The sequence below is a fragment of the Gammaproteobacteria bacterium genome (genome assembly GCA_013214945.1).
Classification (GTDB): domain Bacteria; phylum Pseudomonadota; class Gammaproteobacteria; order Enterobacterales; family Psychrobiaceae; genus Psychrobium.
Window position 1 is genome coordinate 38,739 of record JABSRT010000018.1, and the last position, 19,531, is coordinate 58,269.

21 protein-coding genes are annotated in these 19,531 nt (G+C 42.9%); 10 read left to right on the top strand and 11 right to left on the bottom strand.

Translation table 11 applies throughout. The annotated features are described in order from the left end of the window. Position 1: 1 nt before the first annotated feature. Both HRU23_14125 and pspF read right to left on the bottom strand, forming a co-directional pair. Positions 2–1,633, bottom strand: coding sequence for an ABC transporter substrate-binding protein (locus HRU23_14125; GenBank protein ID NRA55277.1), 1,632 nt, complete (start codon positions 1,631–1,633; stop codon positions 2–4). A gap of 101 nt (positions 1,634–1,734) precedes the next feature. Then, a complete protein-coding gene (gene pspF / locus HRU23_14130) occupies positions 1,735–2,784 on the bottom strand; it encodes a phage shock protein operon transcriptional activator (protein NRA55278.1) in 1,050 nt (349 codons plus the stop codon). Between the two features lie 224 nt (positions 2,785–3,008). Between pspF and pspA the strand changes: the two genes are divergently transcribed. From pspA to HRU23_14150, 4 genes are all read left to right on the top strand, one after another. Further along, complete coding sequence (gene pspA, locus HRU23_14135) at positions 3,009–3,671, top strand: phage shock protein PspA (protein NRA55279.1); 663 nt, start codon at positions 3,009–3,011, stop codon at positions 3,669–3,671. Positions 3,672–3,711: 40 nt separating this feature from the next. Continuing rightward, positions 3,712–3,960: an envelope stress response membrane protein PspB gene (gene pspB / locus HRU23_14140; GenBank protein NRA55280.1), complete on the top strand. Its 249-nt coding sequence runs from the start codon at positions 3,712–3,714 to the stop codon at positions 3,958–3,960. Further along, a complete protein-coding gene (pspC, locus tag HRU23_14145) occupies positions 3,957–4,358 on the top strand; it encodes an envelope stress response membrane protein PspC (GenBank protein NRA55281.1) in 402 nt (133 codons plus the stop codon). Before pspB ends, pspC begins: the two co-directional genes overlap by 4 nt. A gap of 290 nt (positions 4,359–4,648) precedes the next feature. After that, positions 4,649–5,221, top strand: a complete 573-nt coding sequence (locus HRU23_14150; GenBank protein ID NRA55282.1) for a peptidylprolyl isomerase — start codon at positions 4,649–4,651, stop codon at positions 5,219–5,221. 100 nt (positions 5,222–5,321) lie between these two features. Here the strand turns inward: HRU23_14150 and bcp are convergent, their stop codons facing one another. Both bcp and HRU23_14160 read right to left on the bottom strand, forming a co-directional pair. Beyond that, on the bottom strand, positions 5,322–5,786 hold the full coding sequence (gene bcp / locus HRU23_14155; protein NRA55283.1) for a thioredoxin-dependent thiol peroxidase: 465 nt from the start codon (positions 5,784–5,786) through the stop codon (positions 5,322–5,324). Positions 5,787–5,927: 141 nt separating this feature from the next. After that, a complete protein-coding gene (locus HRU23_14160) occupies positions 5,928–6,437 on the bottom strand; it encodes a glycine cleavage system transcriptional repressor (protein NRA55284.1) in 510 nt (169 codons plus the stop codon). A 171-nt stretch (positions 6,438–6,608) separates the two neighbouring features. On the opposite strand from HRU23_14160, the gene dapA reads away from it, so the two are divergent. The 3 genes from dapA to HRU23_14175 all read left to right on the top strand — a co-directional run bounded on the left by dapA (position 6,609) and on the right by HRU23_14175 (position 9,280). Further along, positions 6,609–7,487 carry a 4-hydroxy-tetrahydrodipicolinate synthase gene (gene dapA / locus HRU23_14165; GenBank protein ID NRA55285.1) on the top strand — a complete coding sequence of 293 codons (879 nt, stop codon included), beginning with the start codon at positions 6,609–6,611 and terminating at the stop codon, positions 7,485–7,487. Positions 7,488–7,499: 12 nt separating this feature from the next. Next, complete coding sequence (gene bamC / locus HRU23_14170) at positions 7,500–8,576, top strand: outer membrane protein assembly factor BamC (GenBank protein NRA55286.1); 1,077 nt, start codon at positions 7,500–7,502, stop codon at positions 8,574–8,576. A 200-nt stretch (positions 8,577–8,776) separates the two neighbouring features. Next, complete coding sequence (locus tag HRU23_14175) at positions 8,777–9,280, top strand: GNAT family N-acetyltransferase (GenBank protein NRA55287.1); 504 nt, start codon at positions 8,777–8,779, stop codon at positions 9,278–9,280. A 76-nt stretch (positions 9,281–9,356) separates the two neighbouring features. Here the strand turns inward: HRU23_14175 and HRU23_14180 are convergent, their stop codons facing one another. Continuing rightward, the gene (locus HRU23_14180; GenBank protein NRA55288.1) at positions 9,357–10,583 is read right to left on the bottom strand and encodes a DEAD/DEAH box helicase; all 1,227 of its coding nucleotides are present in this window, start codon (positions 10,581–10,583) and stop codon (positions 9,357–9,359) included. Positions 10,584–10,662: 79 nt separating this feature from the next. Continuing rightward, the gene (locus tag HRU23_14185; GenBank protein NRA55289.1) at positions 10,663–12,387 is read right to left on the bottom strand and encodes a bifunctional metallophosphatase/5'-nucleotidase; all 1,725 of its coding nucleotides are present in this window, start codon (positions 12,385–12,387) and stop codon (positions 10,663–10,665) included. 208 nt (positions 12,388–12,595) lie between these two features. Between HRU23_14185 and HRU23_14190 the strand changes: the two genes are divergently transcribed. Beyond that, entirely contained in the window at positions 12,596–12,760 is a 165-nt protein-coding gene (locus HRU23_14190; GenBank protein NRA55290.1) for a DUF3545 family protein, read from the top strand. Between the two features lie 198 nt (positions 12,761–12,958). On the opposite strand, the gene HRU23_14195 is transcribed toward HRU23_14190, so the two are convergent. From HRU23_14195 to HRU23_14210, 4 genes are read right to left on the bottom strand one after another with little or no spacing between them, the layout of a single operon-like run. After that, complete coding sequence (locus tag HRU23_14195; GenBank protein NRA55291.1) at positions 12,959–13,537, bottom strand: DUF4202 domain-containing protein; 579 nt, start codon at positions 13,535–13,537, stop codon at positions 12,959–12,961. A gap of 10 nt (positions 13,538–13,547) precedes the next feature. Beyond that, the gene (gene arsJ / locus HRU23_14200; GenBank protein ID NRA55292.1) at positions 13,548–14,780 is read right to left on the bottom strand and encodes an organoarsenical effux MFS transporter ArsJ; all 1,233 of its coding nucleotides are present in this window, start codon (positions 14,778–14,780) and stop codon (positions 13,548–13,550) included. After that, positions 14,764–15,783: an ArsJ-associated glyceraldehyde-3-phosphate dehydrogenase gene (locus HRU23_14205; protein ID NRA55293.1), complete on the bottom strand. Its 1,020-nt coding sequence runs from the start codon at positions 15,781–15,783 to the stop codon at positions 14,764–14,766. The genes arsJ and HRU23_14205 overlap by 17 nt, the downstream gene beginning before the upstream one ends. A 13-nt stretch (positions 15,784–15,796) precedes the next feature. Then, complete coding sequence (locus HRU23_14210) at positions 15,797–16,144, bottom strand: metalloregulator ArsR/SmtB family transcription factor (GenBank protein ID NRA55294.1); 348 nt, start codon at positions 16,142–16,144, stop codon at positions 15,797–15,799. Positions 16,145–16,381: 237 nt separating this feature from the next. Between HRU23_14210 and HRU23_14215 the strand changes: the two genes are divergently transcribed. Together HRU23_14215 and HRU23_14220 are read left to right on the top strand one after the other, a co-directional pair. Next, a complete protein-coding gene (locus HRU23_14215) occupies positions 16,382–17,275 on the top strand; it encodes a DMT family transporter (protein NRA55295.1) in 894 nt (297 codons plus the stop codon). Further along, on the top strand, positions 17,268–18,218 hold the full coding sequence (locus HRU23_14220; GenBank protein NRA55296.1) for a methylated-DNA--[protein]-cysteine S-methyltransferase: 951 nt from the start codon (positions 17,268–17,270) through the stop codon (positions 18,216–18,218). Before HRU23_14215 ends, HRU23_14220 begins: the two co-directional genes overlap by 8 nt. 226 nt (positions 18,219–18,444) lie before the next feature. On the opposite strand, the gene HRU23_14225 is transcribed toward HRU23_14220, so the two are convergent. Next, positions 18,445–19,431, bottom strand: coding sequence for a transposase (locus tag HRU23_14225; GenBank protein ID NRA55297.1), 987 nt, complete (start codon positions 19,429–19,431; stop codon positions 18,445–18,447). Positions 19,432–19,531 lie beyond the last annotated feature (100 nt).

Below are 19,531 nucleotides of genomic sequence, written 5' to 3' on the forward strand. Positions count from 1 at the left end.
ATTAAAATTTCTCCTTAGTAATGCGGTGGCTTTTAGCAAAAGAAATACCGCCGTAAGGATTAAGAGATATGCCACCGACTGTTCGGTCACGCACTTGAAAACGTAATGCATGTGCTATTGGCACCAAAGGCACTTCATCATAAAGCATTTGCTGCGCTTGCCGATAGAAATCGACGCGTTTACCCAGATTGGTGTGACCGCTCGCGGCATTAAGTAATTGATCAAATTGGGGTTGACACCAATTAACCCGATTATTACCAGACATCAGTGCGGCGCAGCTTAAAATTGGTCGGAAGAAATTATCGGGATCGGAATTGTCGGCAGTCCAACCTAACAAGACCGAGTCATATTGATATTCATTGAGCTTGTTCATGAATACCCCCCAGCCGTAACTGACTATTTTAACCTTAACGCCGATTTCAGCCAGTTGACCTTGAATTAATTCGGCCATTTTTACCGCATTAGGATTATAAATACGCTGCGCTGGAGCTGCCCATAAGGTCATTTCAAAACCGTTTGGAAAACCAGCATCGGCTAACATTTTTCGTGCTTTGCGTGGGTTGTATTCATAAATAGGCAGCTGTCGATGATAGGCCCATGATAACGGTGGTAAGACGGTTTTTGCAGTAGTGGCACTGCCGTAATAAACAGCTTTTACAATGGCTCGTTTGTTGATCGCATGGGCCAAAGCTTGGCGAACAATTAAGCGGTCAAATGGCGGCGCTTGGTTGTTAAACGCCCAGTAGGCAACGTTAAGCCCTGTTTGCACTTGCAATTCTAATTTTATATTACGACGAATAACGTCTAGTTCGCTCGATTGTGGCAAAGCAGATACGTCACAGTCACCCGTCATTATTTTGGCGATGCGGTTGGTGCTTTTTGGCGTAATATCATAAACCAATTGCTTAATTTGTGGTGCACCATTCCAATAGTGCTCATTACTTTTGTAACGAATAAAGTTGTCTTTGTAGTGAGACTCTAAAATAAAGGGTCCGGTGCCAACAGGTTTAATATCGATTAATTGCGGCTGGCCAGCCGATAATAAATAGTCGCCATATTCTTGCGATAATATCACCGCAAAATCGGTCGCTAAGTTGGCTAAAAAGGAGCTGTCTCGGCTACTTAAATGAAAAGTAACGGTGTGTGGGTCAATTACTTCAATTCTATTGATCGTATTAGGTAAATCTATGCTGTTGAAAAAGGGATAGTTGCCACCGGAAACATCGTGATAAGGGTGGGTTGGGGTAATAATACGATTGAAACTAAACGCCACATCAATGGCAGAAAAAAGACGTGAGGGTTTAAAAAATTTGGTTTGATGAAAAACCACATCATCACGTAAAGCAAACGTGTAGGTACGGCCGTCGTCTGAAATCGACCAACTTTTAGCCAGTGCCGGTTCAAGCTTACCTAATCTTGGATTATATTCGACCAAGCGGTTATATAACTGATTTGAGGTCGCGTCAATGGTGGTGCCAATGGTCGTTAATTGTGGATTAAAGACCGAAGGATCACCTTCAGAGCAATATACTAAACCCTGTTCACGCTGAGTATTATCCTCGGCTGATGGCGAACAACCAAATTGAGCGAAAATAGCGCTAACTAGGACTAGTTTGGTGGATAATCTTGAAATTTTATTCATGCTGTTTTGTCGCGGCTGCCGATTACTAGTAATGTAACGCTCAATGCCAATAACATCAATAAATTTAGCCCATTACCCCTGAGTATTTAGGGTTAAATCTGGTATTTTTTTAATAGGCCGCGTAACTGATGATAAGTGATGCCTAAAAGCTTGGCTGCTTGTTGTTGATTATGGCGGCTGGTGCTCAACGCTTGGCTAATTAAGTTCATCTCAAAATCGGCACTAACCGTTTTAAAACACAAGGGGAAATCGGGAGCGCTAATTGGATCAATTACTTGAATATTGGTCAATGGTTCGATAGGTAAATGATGATTTTGTTGCGGCATATTTGTGGTGGTGTCGCCATTTTGTTGTGGCCGAAACGGTGAATCAAAAGCATCGAGAATAATATCTTGCACCGGTGACGTCGGATCCTGATGACGATAAAGAGAGCGCTCAACAACATTTTTTAGCTCTCGCACATTGCCGGGCCAGTGATAGCTTTGCAAGCTTTGTTGGGCTGACGCTGAAAAACCGGCGAAATACTCATATTGCAGTTGTCTTGCCATGTTTATCGCAAAAGTTTGAGCCAATAGCATGATATCGCCAGTGCGGCTGCGTAAAGGCGGCAGGGTAATAACATCGAAGGCTAAGCGATCTAATAAATCGGCTCTAAAATGACCTTGCATCACCAATTGCGGTAAATCTTGATTGGTTGCACAAATTAGCCGGACATCGGTGTTAACGGGCTGGTTACCACCAACCCGTTCAAATTCACCATATTCAATGACATTGAGTAATTTTTGTTGGATTAAACTCGACGTATTAGCGAGTTCGTCAATAAACAAGCTGCCTTGGTCGGCGCGTTCAAAACGGCCTAAATGACGTTTGTTGGCTCCCGTAAAAGCACCTGATTCATGACCAAACAGTTCACTTTCGAGCACGTTTTCATTGAGCGTGGCGCAATTGAGTTTTAAATATGATTGCTGCCAGCGTTTAGACAAATAATGAAGACGTTCGGCAATTAGCTCCTTGCCAGTGCCGCGTTCGCCAATGATTAAGACCGGTTTATCGATCTGAGCGACCAATGAAACATGATCTAATACTTCTAAAAAGCAACTTGCTTGACCAATCAGGTTATCTTTACGACTAAATCTATTCATTGGCGATTATCACTAGTTTGTGGCTGATTTGACTAATTTATAGTCTATCAGACTAATTTAATAATGGGTTGTTTTTATTGTGATAGTAGGTTTGTGTGGTTTTGTGGTTATATTTCAATCTGTTAGGTTGTTACGTTTGAGGTTGGCACTATTTCTGCTATGTAGAGCATAAGTTGGATAAACCAGCATCGATGATTTTATAGCAATTAGTTAAGAGGTGTATGATGGGAATTTTTAGTCGATTTGCCGATATCGTTAATTCGAATATCACGTCTTTGTTAGATAAAGCGGAAGATCCAAGCAAAATGGTGCGCTTAATCATTCAAGAAATGGAAGATACCTTAGTTGAGGTGCGTTCAAATTCAGCACGAATTTTGGCCGATAAAAAACAATTGCAACGTCGGATCATACGAGCAACTAGTTTAGTCGATGACTGGCACAATAAAGCGGAATTAGCGTTGAGCAAAAATCGTGATGATCTCGCTCGGGCAGCGTTAATTGAAAAGCAAAAATCCAGTCAACAAAGTCAGCTGTTGGCGCAAGATATGTTACATATCGAGGAGCAACTTGAACTGCTTAAAAGTGAAATAAGCCAGCTGCAACTTAAACTAGACGAAGCGCGAGCCCGTAAAAAGTCGATGGTTGTGCGTAAAGACACAGCAACTACTCGCTTGCAGGTAAAACAGCAACTCGACCGGACTAAAGTTGCGCAAACGGTTGAAAAGTTTGAGCAGTATGAGCGTCGTATTGAAGACATTGAAGCGCAAGTTGACGCTCAAGATTTAGGTAGTAGTGCGCTTAATGAGCAATTTGCCGAGTTAGCGGCCCAAGACAGCGTTAGTGAAGAGCTGGCGGCAATGAAACAACAATTAGCCGATAAGCAATAATCGCCGCCCGCAGAATTTTTAGATTAAGGATGTACAGATGATGAATTTAGGTGTGGTCGAGCTACTCAATAATTTAACGATATTACCGATCCTGTTTTTAATCTTTGTCGCGCCGTTATGGTTGTTTTTACATTATCGTAGCAAGCGTCAAGTTAGCCAAGGGCTAAGCTATGAACAAGTTGAGCAATTAACCGTATTAAGCGGCCAGGCTGACACCATGGCTAAACGTATTTCGGTGCTCGAATTACTGCTTGATCACGAAGCACCGCATTGGAGGGAGCGATCATGAGCCAAGGTAAACAACCCAACGTGCTTTACCGCATTCCAGAGCAAGGGCGCATTGCTGGTGTTTGCGCAGGTGTCGGCGAACGCTTTGGGGTTGAAGTTTGGTTAATTCGGATTGGCGCGGTTTCAGCCTTTTTTCTTGGCGTGCCCTTTATGCCGGTACTTTATATTGCCGCGTGGTTATTGCTAGATAAAAAACCTGCAGTACAGCGTGAGCAACCGCAAGGGTTTGAGCATACCGTGTCGGTTAAATCTAAGGTGTGGCAGCAAGGACAATTGCCCCAAGCGGCCTTTAAAGAGCTGGAACAGCAGTTCAATCAAATTGAACTACGGTTACAACAAATGGAGAGTTACGTAACGTCTGCTGAATTTAACTTGTCCAACGAAATTAACAAATTGTAGTGAAGTAGTTTAAATAAGTCGCTTAAAGTGACTGGCTTAAAGAGACAATCTCAACTTTTTGTTAACGTTGTAGTGGCGACAGCGAATTAAATATAAGCATAAAACAGTTGCTTGTCATTAATAAATGACTGAAAATCCTGAGCAATAAAATGCCGTATGCTTGCTGTTTATTAGCACTAACATTGTTGGACTATCGCAATAGTTAGTATAACAAAGCCGTAATATACAAACTAAATTTGCTCTAAAGCTTAGGAAAAGAAGTAATGAAATTGAAAATTGGTGTGTTTTTTATGTTATTGGTCAGTGCAACCTTTGCTCATGCTGGGCAAGAGTTACTAGTGACCCAAAAGACTTTTATGGATATAACGATTGGTGGCAAACCTGCTGGGCGGATAGTGATCGGTCTATTTGGTGAAACCGTGCCTAAGACGGTGAAAAATTTCTCTGAGCTATCTACTCATGCGAACGGCTTTGGTTATAAAGGGTCTAAATTTCATCGAGTGATTAATAATTTTATGATCCAGGGTGGTGATTTCACCAATGGCAATGGCACCGGCGGTAAATCGATTTATGGCGGCCAATTTGCCGATGAAAATTTCAAACTTTCTCATGCGGGTGCTGGTTGGTTATCAATGGCTAATCGAGGCCCTAACACCAATACTTCACAATTTTTTATTACCTTAAAGCAAACAGCTTGGTTAGACGGTCGCCACACCGTTTTTGGTAAAGTCATTGAAGGTATGGATATCATAAAACAAATTGAAAAAGTTCAAACTGACTCGCGCGACCGACCAATCAAGCAGGTTCAAATCGCTGATTCTGGTGTATTAGCACTGGCTGAACCTTTTGTGGTGACTCAGTAACATAGAGTTTGTCATGTTGAACTTTAAGTTGGCCGGCTGATATGAAAAAGGAACGAAATTCGTTCCTTTTTTTGTGTCAAAATTTAATTGAGAGTCTGCGTTATTGAGCATTTTCTAGGTAGTTTAAAACAACTTCGTGATGATCTTTCGTTTTAAATTTATTAAAGATATGAGCTAAATTACCTTGCTCATCAATTAGAAAAGAAGTTCTTACTACGCCCATACTTTCGCGGCCCATAAACTTCTTTAGTTGCCACACGCCATAAGCTTCACATACGCTGTGATCTTCATCGCCCAACAAAGTAAAGTTAAGAGATTGTTTGGTAATGAAGTTGGTTAATTTCTTTGGCGTGTCTGGGCTTATACCCAAGGTAACGACATTGTGCTGTGCTAACAATGTCTGAGAATCTCTTAACGCACAGGCTTGGGTAGTGCAACCTGGCGTTGAAGCGCGAGGATAGAAAAATACCAAGACTTTTTTGCCGCTGTAATCACTTAATGAAACACTCGAATTGTCTTGATCATTGAGGGTGAAATTTGGTGCTGCTGTGCCGATTTCTAACATGCTATTTTCCTAACTATTACGTGATTTATTATCATTAGCGGCTTTAGGTATAATATAATTAACTACCGCGTTTCAACATTAAATTTTATTGTTGAACTTTGCCCTGCTCAATGAGTCTTTAATGGGTAATTTAAATTTGATTCAATCAGTTGATATAATATTAACGGTTAAATTTAAACTATGGGCCAAGGTGGTGAAGTCATCGCTTAACTGGGTAAACTCCACGGAAGCTGGCAATCGTATTTGCATTGAAATTTGCTGTTGACCGTCTTTGGCTTGAGTTCGCAAACTGGCCAAATCAACATGACGCTTAGCTAAGTATTCGGTAAACTTTCCAATGCAGCCAGGGGCATCTTGGCCTTGAATTTGAACTGAAGCATTAGACGCATAATTGACAAGTTTGTGTTCACTGGTTCTTTTTATTAATGTAATGAGCTCTAATTCGGCGCTGCGCGCTGATAAATCGGCTTCAAAACGTGTGATGGCATTCCATTGACCACTGAGTAACAAAATGAAAGTACATTCGTTACCAAATACAGCCATGCGGCTGTCAACTATGCTGCAGTTTGAATCAGTTGCGAGTGTGGTTAACTCATTAACAATGCCTGGACGATCGGTCCCCATGGCGGTTACCACCAAAAAATTTGTCATATTTAGCTTGGCCCTAGTGAATATTGTTTTTATCTAGTTCAATTAAAAATTTGTTGGTGTTGAAAATTGAAAAAATATTTTATCATAGTTAAAGGATAAGGCGATTAATTCCTTGAGTTTATTAGTCTTGAACCTTAACATAGCCTACCGAGATTATCAGAGGATTTGTAGATGTTATCTGGCAGTATTGTTGCATTAGTGACGCCATTTTTACCAAACGGTGATGTGGATTATAAAAATTTAGAACGTCTTGTTGAAATGCATATAAAACAAGGTACCGATGGAATTGTGGCTGTTGGCACCTCAGGCGAGTCGACAACACTGAGTATGAAAGAACATGTTGCCGTTGTTACAGCGGTCGTTAATGTTGCCGCTGGGCGAGTGCCTGTAATAGGTGGTAATGGGTCAAACTCAACCGCAGAAGCTATCGAGCTAACTCAGTTGTTAAAGAGTTCAGGTGTCGTAGCAATGCTGGGTGTTACTCCTTACTACAACAAACCGACCCAAAAAGGTTTAATTGCGCATTTTACGGCGATAGCAGAGTCAACCGATATCCCGCAAATTTTGTATAACGTACCGGGACGAACGTGTTGTGATCTGTTGCCTGAAACCGTGGCAATCTTGGCAAAAATTGACAACATCGTTGGCATTAAAGAAGCGACCGGTGATGTATCGCGTTTGGCACAAATAAAAGCCTTGGTCGGTGATGACTTTTTAACCTTTAGCGGCGATGACGCCACCGGGTTAGAATTTATGTTGCTTGGCGGCAATGGTGTTATTTCTGTCACCAACAATGTAGCGCCAAAGTTAATGAGCGACATGTGTCGTTTTGCATTAGCAGGTGAGAAAGAGCAGGCGCAAGCGATTAATGAACAGCTTAGTGCCTTACACAATGATTTATTCGTGGAAGCAAACCCTATTCCAGTTAAATGGTGTGTTCACCAATTAAAGCTGATAGACAATGGTCATGTGCGTTTACCATTAACTGAACTTTCGCAAGAGCATCACGGTTTATTGACCGCAGCAATGAAGCAGGCTGGCGTCCTTTAGGTTGGAGAAACCATGAGAAATATTACTGTAGCTCTTTGCTGTGGCCTGTTTATGACTGGTTGTAGTAGTTTTACTGAACGTAACCAAAGTACCGGTAGCTTTGACTATGTCGCTGAGCAAGAGGCAAAAGCCTTAACGCTGCCAGCAGGTTATAGCGCTATTGAGTTAAGCAATCAATATAGTATTCCAGTGTTGGCCACAACGGCTAACAGTGCATTAGTTGGTCATAAGCTTGATATTCGCGCGCCCGCATTAGCAATGGCGGTAGCACCTGAGTCATTAATATCGCAAAATCGTCAACAAACAGAAATTGTGTTTGAGTCATTTAAGAATGTAACTGAGTTTCGTGCCGATCTGTGGAAAAAAATCACCGGATTTGTCGACGTTCAAACGTATGGTATTAGCATGTCACGTGAGGGTAGTAGCTTAACCACGCGTAACATTGAATCAGATCCTTTTTTCATGCAAATATTTGGCTTAGAAGAGCAAACACTGACTCAGCAATATCAGTTTGAGCTTAATGTTGCACCGCAAGGCCACCGCGCTAACGTCGCGGTAAAGTTGGTTAAACACCAGCAACAAGGTCAAGACATTGAACTTAACCAGTTTGCTCAGCGCCGTTACGAAACAAGAATGCTCAATGCTTTCTTGTCGCATCTGCAATCGTTAGAGCAAACCGATAAGGTTGCTACTATCGTTAAGGCAAAACCTGCCGTGGCGATGGAGTTAGGTTTTGATGACGAACAAAATGTCGCGTACATTATTAAGTCGCCTTTTGAGCCTACTTGGGAAAAGTTAGCGGTTATATTACCTAAATTAGGGTTTATGATTAAAGATCGCGATAAAACGCTTGGTACTTACTTTGTTAATTTTGAACAACAAAATCCAAATTATTTAGCTGTCTTATTTAAAGTAAAGCAAATAATGCCGATTTATTTAGCGGAAGGGAAATACCAGATTAAGTTGCAAGAATCAGGCGCGCGCAGCGTGCTAACGATTATTGATAACACTGGTGAGGCTCTGACGGCAGATAAAATGGCCCAAATGAGCAAGAGTATTAAAGAACGATTTGCCAAAAAAGCAGAATAATTAGCCCTGACTAATTATCTTTAAAAGCCCCGTGCATTGCTAATGCACGGGGCTTTTTGTGCTCAGTAAAAAATATTCATATATAAATCAATAGACAAATCAAGTAGTAGCTTTGGTACTGCAGCTGTAGTATGGTACTTTAACGTCAAGGGAAGCCTATTTTCTAGACAAGTGGCAGCCGTCAGTAAAGGAGGATTAAGGTGCAGCAGTTAAAAATAAGAACAGCAACCGCTAATGATTCAGCTGAAATTAGCGCGTTAATATCTCGTAATACCAAAATGCTATTAAATGATGATTTCGATGAAGACGGCTTAGAGTTCTTTTTACGCAGTGTCGAAACTCAGTCGATTCGTGAGTATATGGATCAAGGCTTTTTTTATTTAGTCGCCCAAGAAGCTAAACGTATCGTTGGGGTGATTGCGATTAAAGATAACCGTCACATGTTTCATCTCTTTGTTGATCAGAACCACCATAAATGTGGGATTGCAAAGATGTTGTGGGAGCAGATGAAAGCACATAGTCTCGAGCAAGGAAATGATGGTACTTTTACCTTAAATTCGACCACCTATGCACTGCCAATTTATCAACGCTGGGGTTTTGAAGTGATCAGTGAAGCTAAACATGCGTATGGGATCCGTTACACGCCAATGAAATTGGTCGTTAAACAGGTTCAACTAGAAACGGTTGATGGGCAAAATAATTAAATTTGCACTGGAAATTTTTTACAAAAAAGCACCTGATAATTCAGGTGCTTTTTTTCATATTAGCGAGCTGGTAAGTTTAGCGGCGACGTTTGTTGTTACCGCCAAAGGCACGGTCTTGGGCACGGCGCTTTTGCGCTGTGTTGGTGTTTTTCTTGTTGCTAAATACCTTGGTTAAATCAGGTTCAAAGCCAGGGATCCATTCTTGCGCAATGCGGGTATCAAGAACTGCCTCGACGGCTTCAAGCAAGTAGGTTTCTTCAACGCTTAATAACGAAATAGCTAAACCACTGCTGCCTGCACGGCCAGTACGGCCAACTCGGTGGATATAATCTTCAGCAATGTAAGGCAATTCGTAGTTAATTACATATTGTAATTGGTCGATATCAAGACCACGTGCTGCAACATCGGTTGCGACTAAGGCACGAATTTTCCCTTCTTTAAACTCTGCTAATGCCCGCTCACGTGCTCCTTGAGATTTGTCGCCGTGAATTGACTGGGTTTTAATGCCGTCTTTACACATCTCTTTGGCGAGTGCATCACAACCTTGACGGGTGCGGGTGAAAATAAGCACCTGTTTCCAATTTCTTGAGCCAATTAGGTATGACGTTAGTTCGCGCTTGCGGTGGCTGTCGACCCCATAAACCACTTGTTCTACTTGCGAAGCGGCAGTATTACGTTGGTCAACTTCAATCAGTTTTGGATCATTGAGCATAGTTTTGCTCAGGCTAAAAATGGCATCATCGAAGGTTGCTGAAAATAACATCGTTTGGCGCTGCGATGGCATCCGCTTTAAAATCCGTTTAATGTCGATAATAAATCCCATATCGAGCATGCGATCGGCTTCGTCAAAGACCAAGTGCTCGATATCGTCTAAAGACACAGTGCCTTTAACTAAATGATCAAGTAAACGGCCAGGCGTAGCGACTAAGATATCAGCTCCGGCTTTTAGTGCCGTAATTTGGGGATTAATGCTAACACCACCGTAAGCAATCGCCGTGTTAAGCTCAGTAAACTCGCCGTACGTTAGAAAGCTTTGATAAACTTGCTGAGCCAGTTCGCGGGTCGGGGTTAAGATTAACGCCCGTAACTTCTGCTTGGCAGGGGCCGATTGCGCTAGCTGCTGTAAAATTGGTAGTGCAAAGGCGGCCGTTTTACCGGTACCAGTCTGGGCACCAGCCATTACATCTTGCTTGTTTAAAATGGCAGGAATGGCTTCGGCCTGAATTGGTGTAGGTTTATCATAACCTTGCTTTGACAATGCTTTAATTAAATTTTGATTAAGATCTAACGCGGAAAAACCCATAACAACCTACCCAATAACACGACTGAAAAAATATTTGGCGCAGTGTATCAGATAATTGGGCTTAGGTTCGTTATAGATCTCACAAGATTAAGCTATTTTGAGGCGATTGGTCGATATTTATGCCTGGACCACTGAGCAGGTTAATAAAGGCATCGGCCATTGTCACTTGGTGATCAAAATGATCGGTTGAATCACGCAATGCATCGTAGCCTTCTTTGCCTGCTAAGGTGTAACCCGACGAAACGCCGCGGTATTGTTGGTCGTCATCGATTGTGTGCCATTGCTGGTCGCGATAAATTTGCAACGAACTAATGCGTTGCTGCGCTGGGCTGGCGGCCTGATATTCAAAGCGTAATTTATGGGTATAGGGATAACTGCCACTGCCAGTACCGTTAACCCCATTGTCAATCGCGTTATTAATTGCGCCTTCTAATGCTTGTTTTAACACTTTACCGGTCACGACATAACTAATAATAGAAATAGCAAAGGGTAATAACCGACCACATATTTCAGCTTGAGTGAGTTGTCCGGCATTAATTGAGACGCGAACCCCGCCGGCATTGTGAATTGCAAAATCGATTGGTTTATCTTTGCTGGCGCTATGATAAAAGCCTTGAGCTACTAATGGCGCAATTTCGCTACCATAAGGTAACTGCGCCGTTGGCAGCCGAGTGTGGCTTAGTGGTGTGTCGATGGTCGTTACTACCTTGCCGCGCATTTTGTCGACGGCAGGGCGGTAACGGACATTAATCAGTTGGGTAATGTGGTCATCAGCGCCTAATTGGCTAAAGCAGCTGCTGGCCTTGATAAAATTCGTCATGGCTAAATGGGCGCTATTGCTAACAGCATTGTTTTCAATAGTGGCTTGCCAGTCATCGTTAATCATAAACTTGACCCCCCCCCGCATGTTAGTAACGAGCCCGTGTTGGTCAAAGTCTATTTCACAACAACCAATCGATTCGGCGTGTTGGCCGCCGTGTAAGATCAGGGTGTTATTAACCCGCTCGTCGGCGCATCCGGTGCTAGGCAGGTTAAGCTCACTAAAGTCGCCAGAAAGGGTATGAGTGTGGCCGCCAACAATGACACTGATGCCATCGACAGCTTGTGCTAGCGCCTTGTCACCTTGATAACCGAGATGGCTTAATACCACAATGTGTTTTATGCCTTGCTGGTGTAAGTGGCGCACGGTGTTTTGGGTGGTGGTGATGGCATTAACAAAATGACAATCAGGATCGGGGCAGCCAATTTTGGCCATTTGATCTAATGTGATGCCGACAATCGCGATTTGCGTGTGTTGGCCATGCTCGCCTAATAATGGTTTAACGAGGTAATTGGCAATTTGGCGCTGGTTATCATAATAATATAAATTGGAGTGTGGTTTTAATGGCGCCGCTTTAGTTTGATCTTCCTGGCTTAGATCCATGTTGCCAGCTAGTACCGGAAAGCCGACTCGTTTAAGAAAATCGGCAATGGGGCTATTGCCCAAGTCAAACTCATGATTGCCAATGGTCATTGCGTCTGGTTGCAGGCAATTGAGCAAGGTGGCGTTCGCTTCGCCTTTAAAGCAGCTAAAATACAGGCTGCCTTGAAAACTGTCACCGGCATGTAAAAATAACGCGGTTTGTTGCAGCTTAGCTGCGCGTTGTCTTAAGGCTTGCACGGCGCTAGCGATGTTGGCATATCCACCACAGTGAGCATCGAGTCGGTATTTGAGTTGATCGATCGTAATCTCAAAATGTAATAACGATGGTTCAAAATGGGAATGGGTATCATTAATGTGCGCTAAGTGCAGGGTGTAAGTCATAAAATCTCCAGCTAAAGAAAGATTTTAGCCTATCTTATTAGTCAATTACTAGTGTTAAGCCTGTTTCATCACTTTGTGTTTTCGTTGTCATTTGATTGTCACGGTATCGTCATTTCACTTTCACAGTATTGTCACACAGATTTATTATTTTGTTTCATAGCCTAATAAGTCGGAGCATATAATGAAAAGCAATTGGTCAGCACCAGAAGTGGCATTTGAATTTGAGTCAGAGCAAGTTTTGCCGCATAAACAGCGTCGGTCAAAGCCGCGTAAATGGCGTGAAATTGAGGCATTTAAAGATCGTGAGCGATTACGGCGCGAGTTGTCACTATACGACGGTTATGACTACAAATATGAATATGACAGTGAATAGCTCGGGAAGTAGTGCGGTGAATGTACTGAGAGAGTATTGAGAGAGAGTTGTGAGTAGGATTAACACTAGTGTTTTAAATAGTGTTTTAAAGAATGCTGTAAATAGTCCAGTAAAGAGTGCTGTAAAGAATAACCGCTACGGTTGAGAGCTAAGTAGCGGTTATTTTATGGTTTACTGGTAATGAAGCCAGTCAATTAATTAAGCGAGCGCTTGCTGCACTAAACTTAATTCATTGGCACCAAAGTTGATTTTTAATGCCAGTTGATGACCATTGTCAGACATTTTTGCCCAGGTTTTTTGGACAATGCGAATGATTTTTTCATCGTCATGTGCCTGCGCAAAATCAACAAATTGAAACTCAAGAAACACTAAACACGCCGCATCTTCCATCAGCTGGGTATCAGGGTTTGACTTAATATCCTTTTTACGGACAATGTCGTAAACCTTATCGCAACTGACTTGATCATAACCATTATCGGCCATCGCTTGCGCCGCTTTTTCGCCGTGATACTTACCTTGGGCAATCCGCCATTTATAATAACCGGCGCGGTTCATTTCAAAGTCTGCGCGTGGTAACTGCCAGCGGCATAAATGCTGCGAGCGCGCGGCAATTTGGGCAAACTCACTTGGGGCATCGGTTAATTTGTTAAGCCAGGTTGTCATCTGCTGAGCATAAAGTAGCTCATTGGCGATTTCGTTACCATTGTCAATTACCTGAGTGGGATCCGCTTGGTGTAATAAATCGATCGCGGCTAATGTGTTGATTAATTTGCTCATAATTAAACCTTTATAATATATTCTTGCGATATTTTTGGTCATTATGTCTTGGAAGCGATATTGAAATCAATGCCGCAATCAAAATAAATAGCCCAGAAATTATCAGACAAGCGATTAAACCCGCTTGGCCATAAACCCAGCCAGACAATAACGTGCCCAGTAATCGACCTAACGCATTGGCCATGTAATAAAAGCCGATATCAAGTGAGCTGGCGTCCTCTTGGGCATAACTCACAATTAAATAGCTATGAATTGATGAGTTTACCGCAAACACAATGCCAAATATGATCAAGCCGATGATTAAACACCAAGCAACGGCAATTTCAAAATTGAGCGCTAGGGCAATCAGCAAAGGGATGGCTGATAATGCCAAGGCCCAACGTTGCGCTGACTGGCCGTCAGGCAGTTGACCACTGAGCCGGCGCGTTATCAGCGGCGCAACACTTTGAATTAAGCCATAACCGATAATCCAGCTTGCCAGAAATGCGCCCACCTGATAATGATCCCAGCCTAATTGGTCGGCTAAAAATACCGGTAACGCGATTACAAACCAAACATCGCGCGCGCCAAATAAGAACATCCGGGCGGCTGATAAACAGTTAACCTGACGGGTTTTGGCAAACAACTGACTAAACTTAGGCTTGGCCGATGCCTTGCCCAAATCTTGGGTTAAGCAAAATAAACTGACTAACCAAACGGCAGTTAAAGCCAGCGCCATCACTAAAATGGCCTGACTAAAACCAATTAGACTTAATAACAGCGAACCAACAAAAAAGCCAATGCCTTTGAGAGTATTTTTCGAACCCGTTAGCAGAGATACCCAGCGATAAAGCTGATTTTGTGCATCTGCAGGCAACAAGGTTTTTATTGCACTTTTGGCACTCATTTTATTGAGATCTTTAGCGATGCCACTGAGCGCTTGCGCCGCCATTACCCAACCGACACTTAAAAAATCGGTTGGCACCAGCAGCATCACTAACGCAAATACCTGCAAACCAAGGCCGATATTCATGGTGCGATTAAGACCAACCAGCGCGCCAAGGTAGCCGCCAACTAAATTGGTTACCACCCCAAAAAATTCATAAAACACAAACAACATTGCAATGGCGAGCGGGCTATATCCGAGCTGATAAAAATGCAAGATAACCAACATTCTTAACGCGCCATCGGTCAAGGTAAAGGCCCAATAATTACCGGTCACAATCAGGTATTGTTTCAAGGGGGTGTTAAGCACTGTCTTGATCCATGAGTCCGACCATAATGACTAACTCGGCCGCGCGGTTGGCATAACCCCATTCATTGTCATACCAAACATAGAGTTTAACTTGGGTCTGATTTACCACCATGGTCGACGGTGCATCAATAATCGATGAACGGGCATCGGTTCGATAATCAATCGATACCAGCGGGCGCTCTTCATAGCCTAAAATATCTTTTAACTCACCGCGGCTAGCGTCGCGCAGCAGTTGGTTTATTTCTTCGACGCTGGTGGCGCGCTCCATCTCAAACACACAGTCGGTGAGTGACGCATTGGCCAGTGGCACTCGAATAGCATGGCCGTTAAGCTTTCCTGCAAGTTCTGGGAAAATATGGGTAATGGCGGTCGCAGACCCCGTGGTGGTCGGAATAAGGCTCATGCCACAAGCGCGCGCGCGGCGTAAGTCTTTGTGTGGGGCGTCTAAAATAGTTTGAGTATTGGTAATGTCATGAATCGTGGTCATTGAACCATGTTTAATGCCAATGCTTTCGTGTAATACCTTAACCACTGGCGCTAGACAGTTAGTCGTACAAGATGCAGCGGTAATGATCGGATGAATCGCTTTGTCATATAAATGATGATTAACGCCCATCACCACATTTAAAATACCGGGTTCTTTAACCGGGGCTGTGACCACCACGCGTTTTACGCCCTGATCAAGATAAGCTTGCAACAAGGCGGTGGTTTTCATCTTGCCTGAGGCTTCTAAAACCACGTCACAAGCAGACCAGTCGGTTTCGTTAATCGTTTGATTGTGGGTGACCTTAATCTGGTGTTGGTCAATAATCATCAGATCGTCACGGCTGGTGGCTTCAAAATTCCAGCGACCGTGAACCGAATCAAAATTAATTAAATGCGCTAAGGTCGCAACGTCGCCCGCGGGATCGTTTATTTGGACAATTTCAACCTGATCGCTTAACCACGCAACTCGCATTGCTAGGCGACCCATTCGGCCAAAGCCGTTAATACCCATTTTAATTTTTTTCATTATAGTGTTTCCATTATTCGCAGCAGCTAATGATGCGTGCAGGGCGTTGACCCATGGCTTCAAGGCGATTGATATCGGCTTTGATATATGCGGCGTTATTGCTCAGTGTTTGCACAATGGTACTGTGTGCCCAATTGACTAACTCGCTATTGAGTCGGTAGAAAATCCACTGACCCTGACGGCGATCGCTTAAGATCCCTAGGCTTTTTAGTTGGGCTAAATGGCGCGAGACTTTTGGCTGACCAAGATCTAATGCCGTTACCAATTCGCACACACATAATTCTTGGTAATGGCTAATTAACAACAGGCTTTTTAGCCGGGTATCGTCGGCCAATGCTTTATAAAATTGAACAGGATTCATTAATATTCCAACGGTTAAATATTGGTGATTTATTATCTATTTATGCACAATCCATTACTGGTAAAAATAGTACATGGGGTAAAACATATATACGATAAATCATATATGTGTTTTTCCGTATGTGCAATGTAATATTTTCGGTCAATTTAATGTTTGGGATCAAAACAGCAAGAATCGGGTTGTAGCACTGATTTTAGCTGGTCATACTGTGGTTTGAATCGATCAAGAGGTAACATCATGACATCCGTTAACTTTATGCGACTATTATTGCTTGCTGCATTGTGGGGCGGCTCGTTTTTATTAATGCGGGTGACGGCAGGTACTTTAGGCCCAACCATGCTTATTGGTGGCCGGGTTGGATTTGCTGCGTTATTTTTGCTGGCGATTGGCTTTTATTTAAAGCGCCAGCTGGTGTTTAGACGCCACTGGCAGCATTTTTTTATTATTGGATTTTTTAATTCCGCCTTGCCGTTTTTACTGTTTGCTTATGCCGCACAAACATTAACCGCGGCCACAATGTCGGTGGTCAATGCAACAGCGCCTATTTGGGGCGCTATTATTGGCGCTATTTGGACTAAAACAGCCTTAAATCGTCAAACGGTAATTGGGCTGGGACTCGGCATCGCTGGTGTCAGTATTTTGGTCGGTTTGCAGGCTAATTTTGATTTAAGCGTTGCTATTATTCCTATTTCGGCTGCGACACTCGCAGCGGTAAGTTACGGTATAGCGACCAATTACGCTAAATCTGCACCAGCGGTTAGTTCATTTGATAATGCCCATGGCAGCATGTGGGCTGCCACGCTGATAATTGTGCCACTGTTACCCTTTTTTCCAGCCACCGAGCCGGTCAGTTCATCAATAGTATTGGCGGTTATTGCGCTTGGCGTATTATGTACTGGCGTGGCGTATTTGTTGTATTTTAAATTAATTGCCGACGTTGGCGCAGCACCGGCGTTGTCAGTAACATTTTTAGTGCCGGTATTTGGTATTTTATGGGGTTACTTATTTTTAGACGAGTCGGTTGGCTGGCATACGGTAGCCGGATCGGCGTTAGTTATCTGGGGCACGATGTTAGTCACTGGCTTTTCAGTGCAGACGTTTTTCAAAGAAAGGAAGGCGAGTTATGAATAGCAAAGTAACCGGATTAATCGATGATGAAAGCTCTGACGAAAGTACTAATAAAAGTACTATCAAAAGTGCTATCAAAAGCACTAATGAAAATACTAATGAAAATATAGCCCATCAGCATTATGAGGTGATAAGCCGAGCAATTGCCTATATCCGCGGACATGTTCAAGACCAGCCAAGTTTACAACAGATTGCAGAGGCCGTTCATTTAAGTGAATTTCATTTACAGCGGGTATTTGCTAGTTGGGCTGGCATTTCACCGAAACGTTTTTTACAGTTTGTAACTAAAGAGCGGGCACTGGCTCAGCTGGCACAGTCGCAAGACTTACTTAATGTCGCGTTAGAGTCGGGGTTGTCAGGTACTGGTCGACTGCATGATTTACTGGTTACCTGTGAAGCGATGACCCCAGGGCAAATAAAAACGCTCGGCAAAGACTTAACAATTTCGTATGGCCGGGCAATGACGCCCTTTGGCGCAGCTATTTTTGCGTGGACCGGGCGCGGGTTGTGTCATCTTGAATTTCTTGACCATGATAGCGAGCGCGATTATCAAATTGAGGTCGAGCAATTAAGATTGTCGTGGCCATACGCCTCGCTCAAAGCCGATGCTAAACAGGCGAACGAATTAGCCGCGACAATTTTTAATGCGCCGTTAACCCCTGGCAAAATCCATTTGGTGGTTAAAGGCACTAATTTTCAACTTAAAGTGTGGCAAGCCTTGCTTAAAACCAGTGGCGATCAGTTAGTATCCTACGGTCAATTAGCCAATATGGCGGGATCACCTAAGGCCCAGCGGGCGGTTGGCAGTGCATTGGCAGCCAATAACATTGCTTTATTAATCCCTTGTCATCGGGTAATTCGCGGCAACGGTGAACTGGGTAATTATCGCTGGGGTGAAAATAGAAAACTGGCCATTCAGCTGTGGCAACACAGTAATGCCATTTAAGAAGTATTTAATAAGGGACAGCCATAACTAAATCGTTGATATAAAGCATTGGCTAAGCTTATAGGTATGACTATTGAAGTATCAAAAATACTCATCTCAGATGTGAGCTAACGATATATTCACTAAATTTTCAGAGTTGGCTTCATTTATTAACACCCGATTGAATTTTGGACAAAGCGGTGCCGGAGATAACTATTACCTATTTGGTATTATGATTATTAATCGATTAACAGGGGTGCTTACACCAACTCTTACCGTGACTATGGGCAAAGTCGCGTAAATGTTCATTCGTGCCAGCAAAGCTGCCATATTGCCGCCTAAAATGTTTAACAGCTGTTAGCCAGTCATCTTCAGCAATACCTAGTGTTGTTAGTATTTTGGGCTCATCTGAATCAATATAGCTGGTTTTGTTAGGGTCTACATGACGGCCACTCCAATCAACCAATTCAAAATAATCGCTATAGCTAAATGGAATAACTTTTGTATTATTAGTACCAGCGAATGGCAGCAGGGTCTTTGGTTGCTCGGCTACAGAGGTATCCGGATTGGTAGTGGCGTCTTGTTTCTGATGGGATTTATATTGGACAATACGTTTTTGAATCGAGGTGAAATTACTTTCAGATACGTTGGATGCTACGCCTGCTCGAATAGGATTTAAATCAACATAAGCCATACAGCTAAGCAGAGCTATATCATCAAGTAACGCCTGAGATTTAAAACGGCCTTCCCAAAAACGCCCGGTACATTTATCTTCTTTATTTGCTTGTCGCGCAATATGTTCATTCAAACATTTCATGTACCAAGATATGTCGTAAAGCCTTGCCCGCCATAGCTCAACGAGTTTTTCTACCGCGATAAAATGAGCAGGGCTTATTGTATCTTCGGTTAGGTACTGGTCGACTAATAAATGGCCATTAAACAAACGGTACCAACGCTCGATAACTTCATCCATTGACCAGATATCTGCTGCCACCTTATCGACGTGAAGTACCAGATGATAATGATTGCTCATCACCGCATAAGCGGCAATGTTAACTGAAAAAACATCAGACAAAGTGGTGAATCTATCGACTAGCCACTGTCTGCGGTGGTCAAAGTTTTTACCGCTAACGTCATCATCACCACACAAATAACTGCGTCGAACACAACGGTTGATAACGTGATAAAAACTGGTTGCGGTTAAATCAATTTGAGAATGTCTTGCGCGGGTCATGTTTCACCTCAGCTAGTCGACTGTAACACCGAGAGTATAGGACACGGATGGTGTAAACTCTCACAAATTAGCTAGGTTACTGTAAAATCAATAATATAGT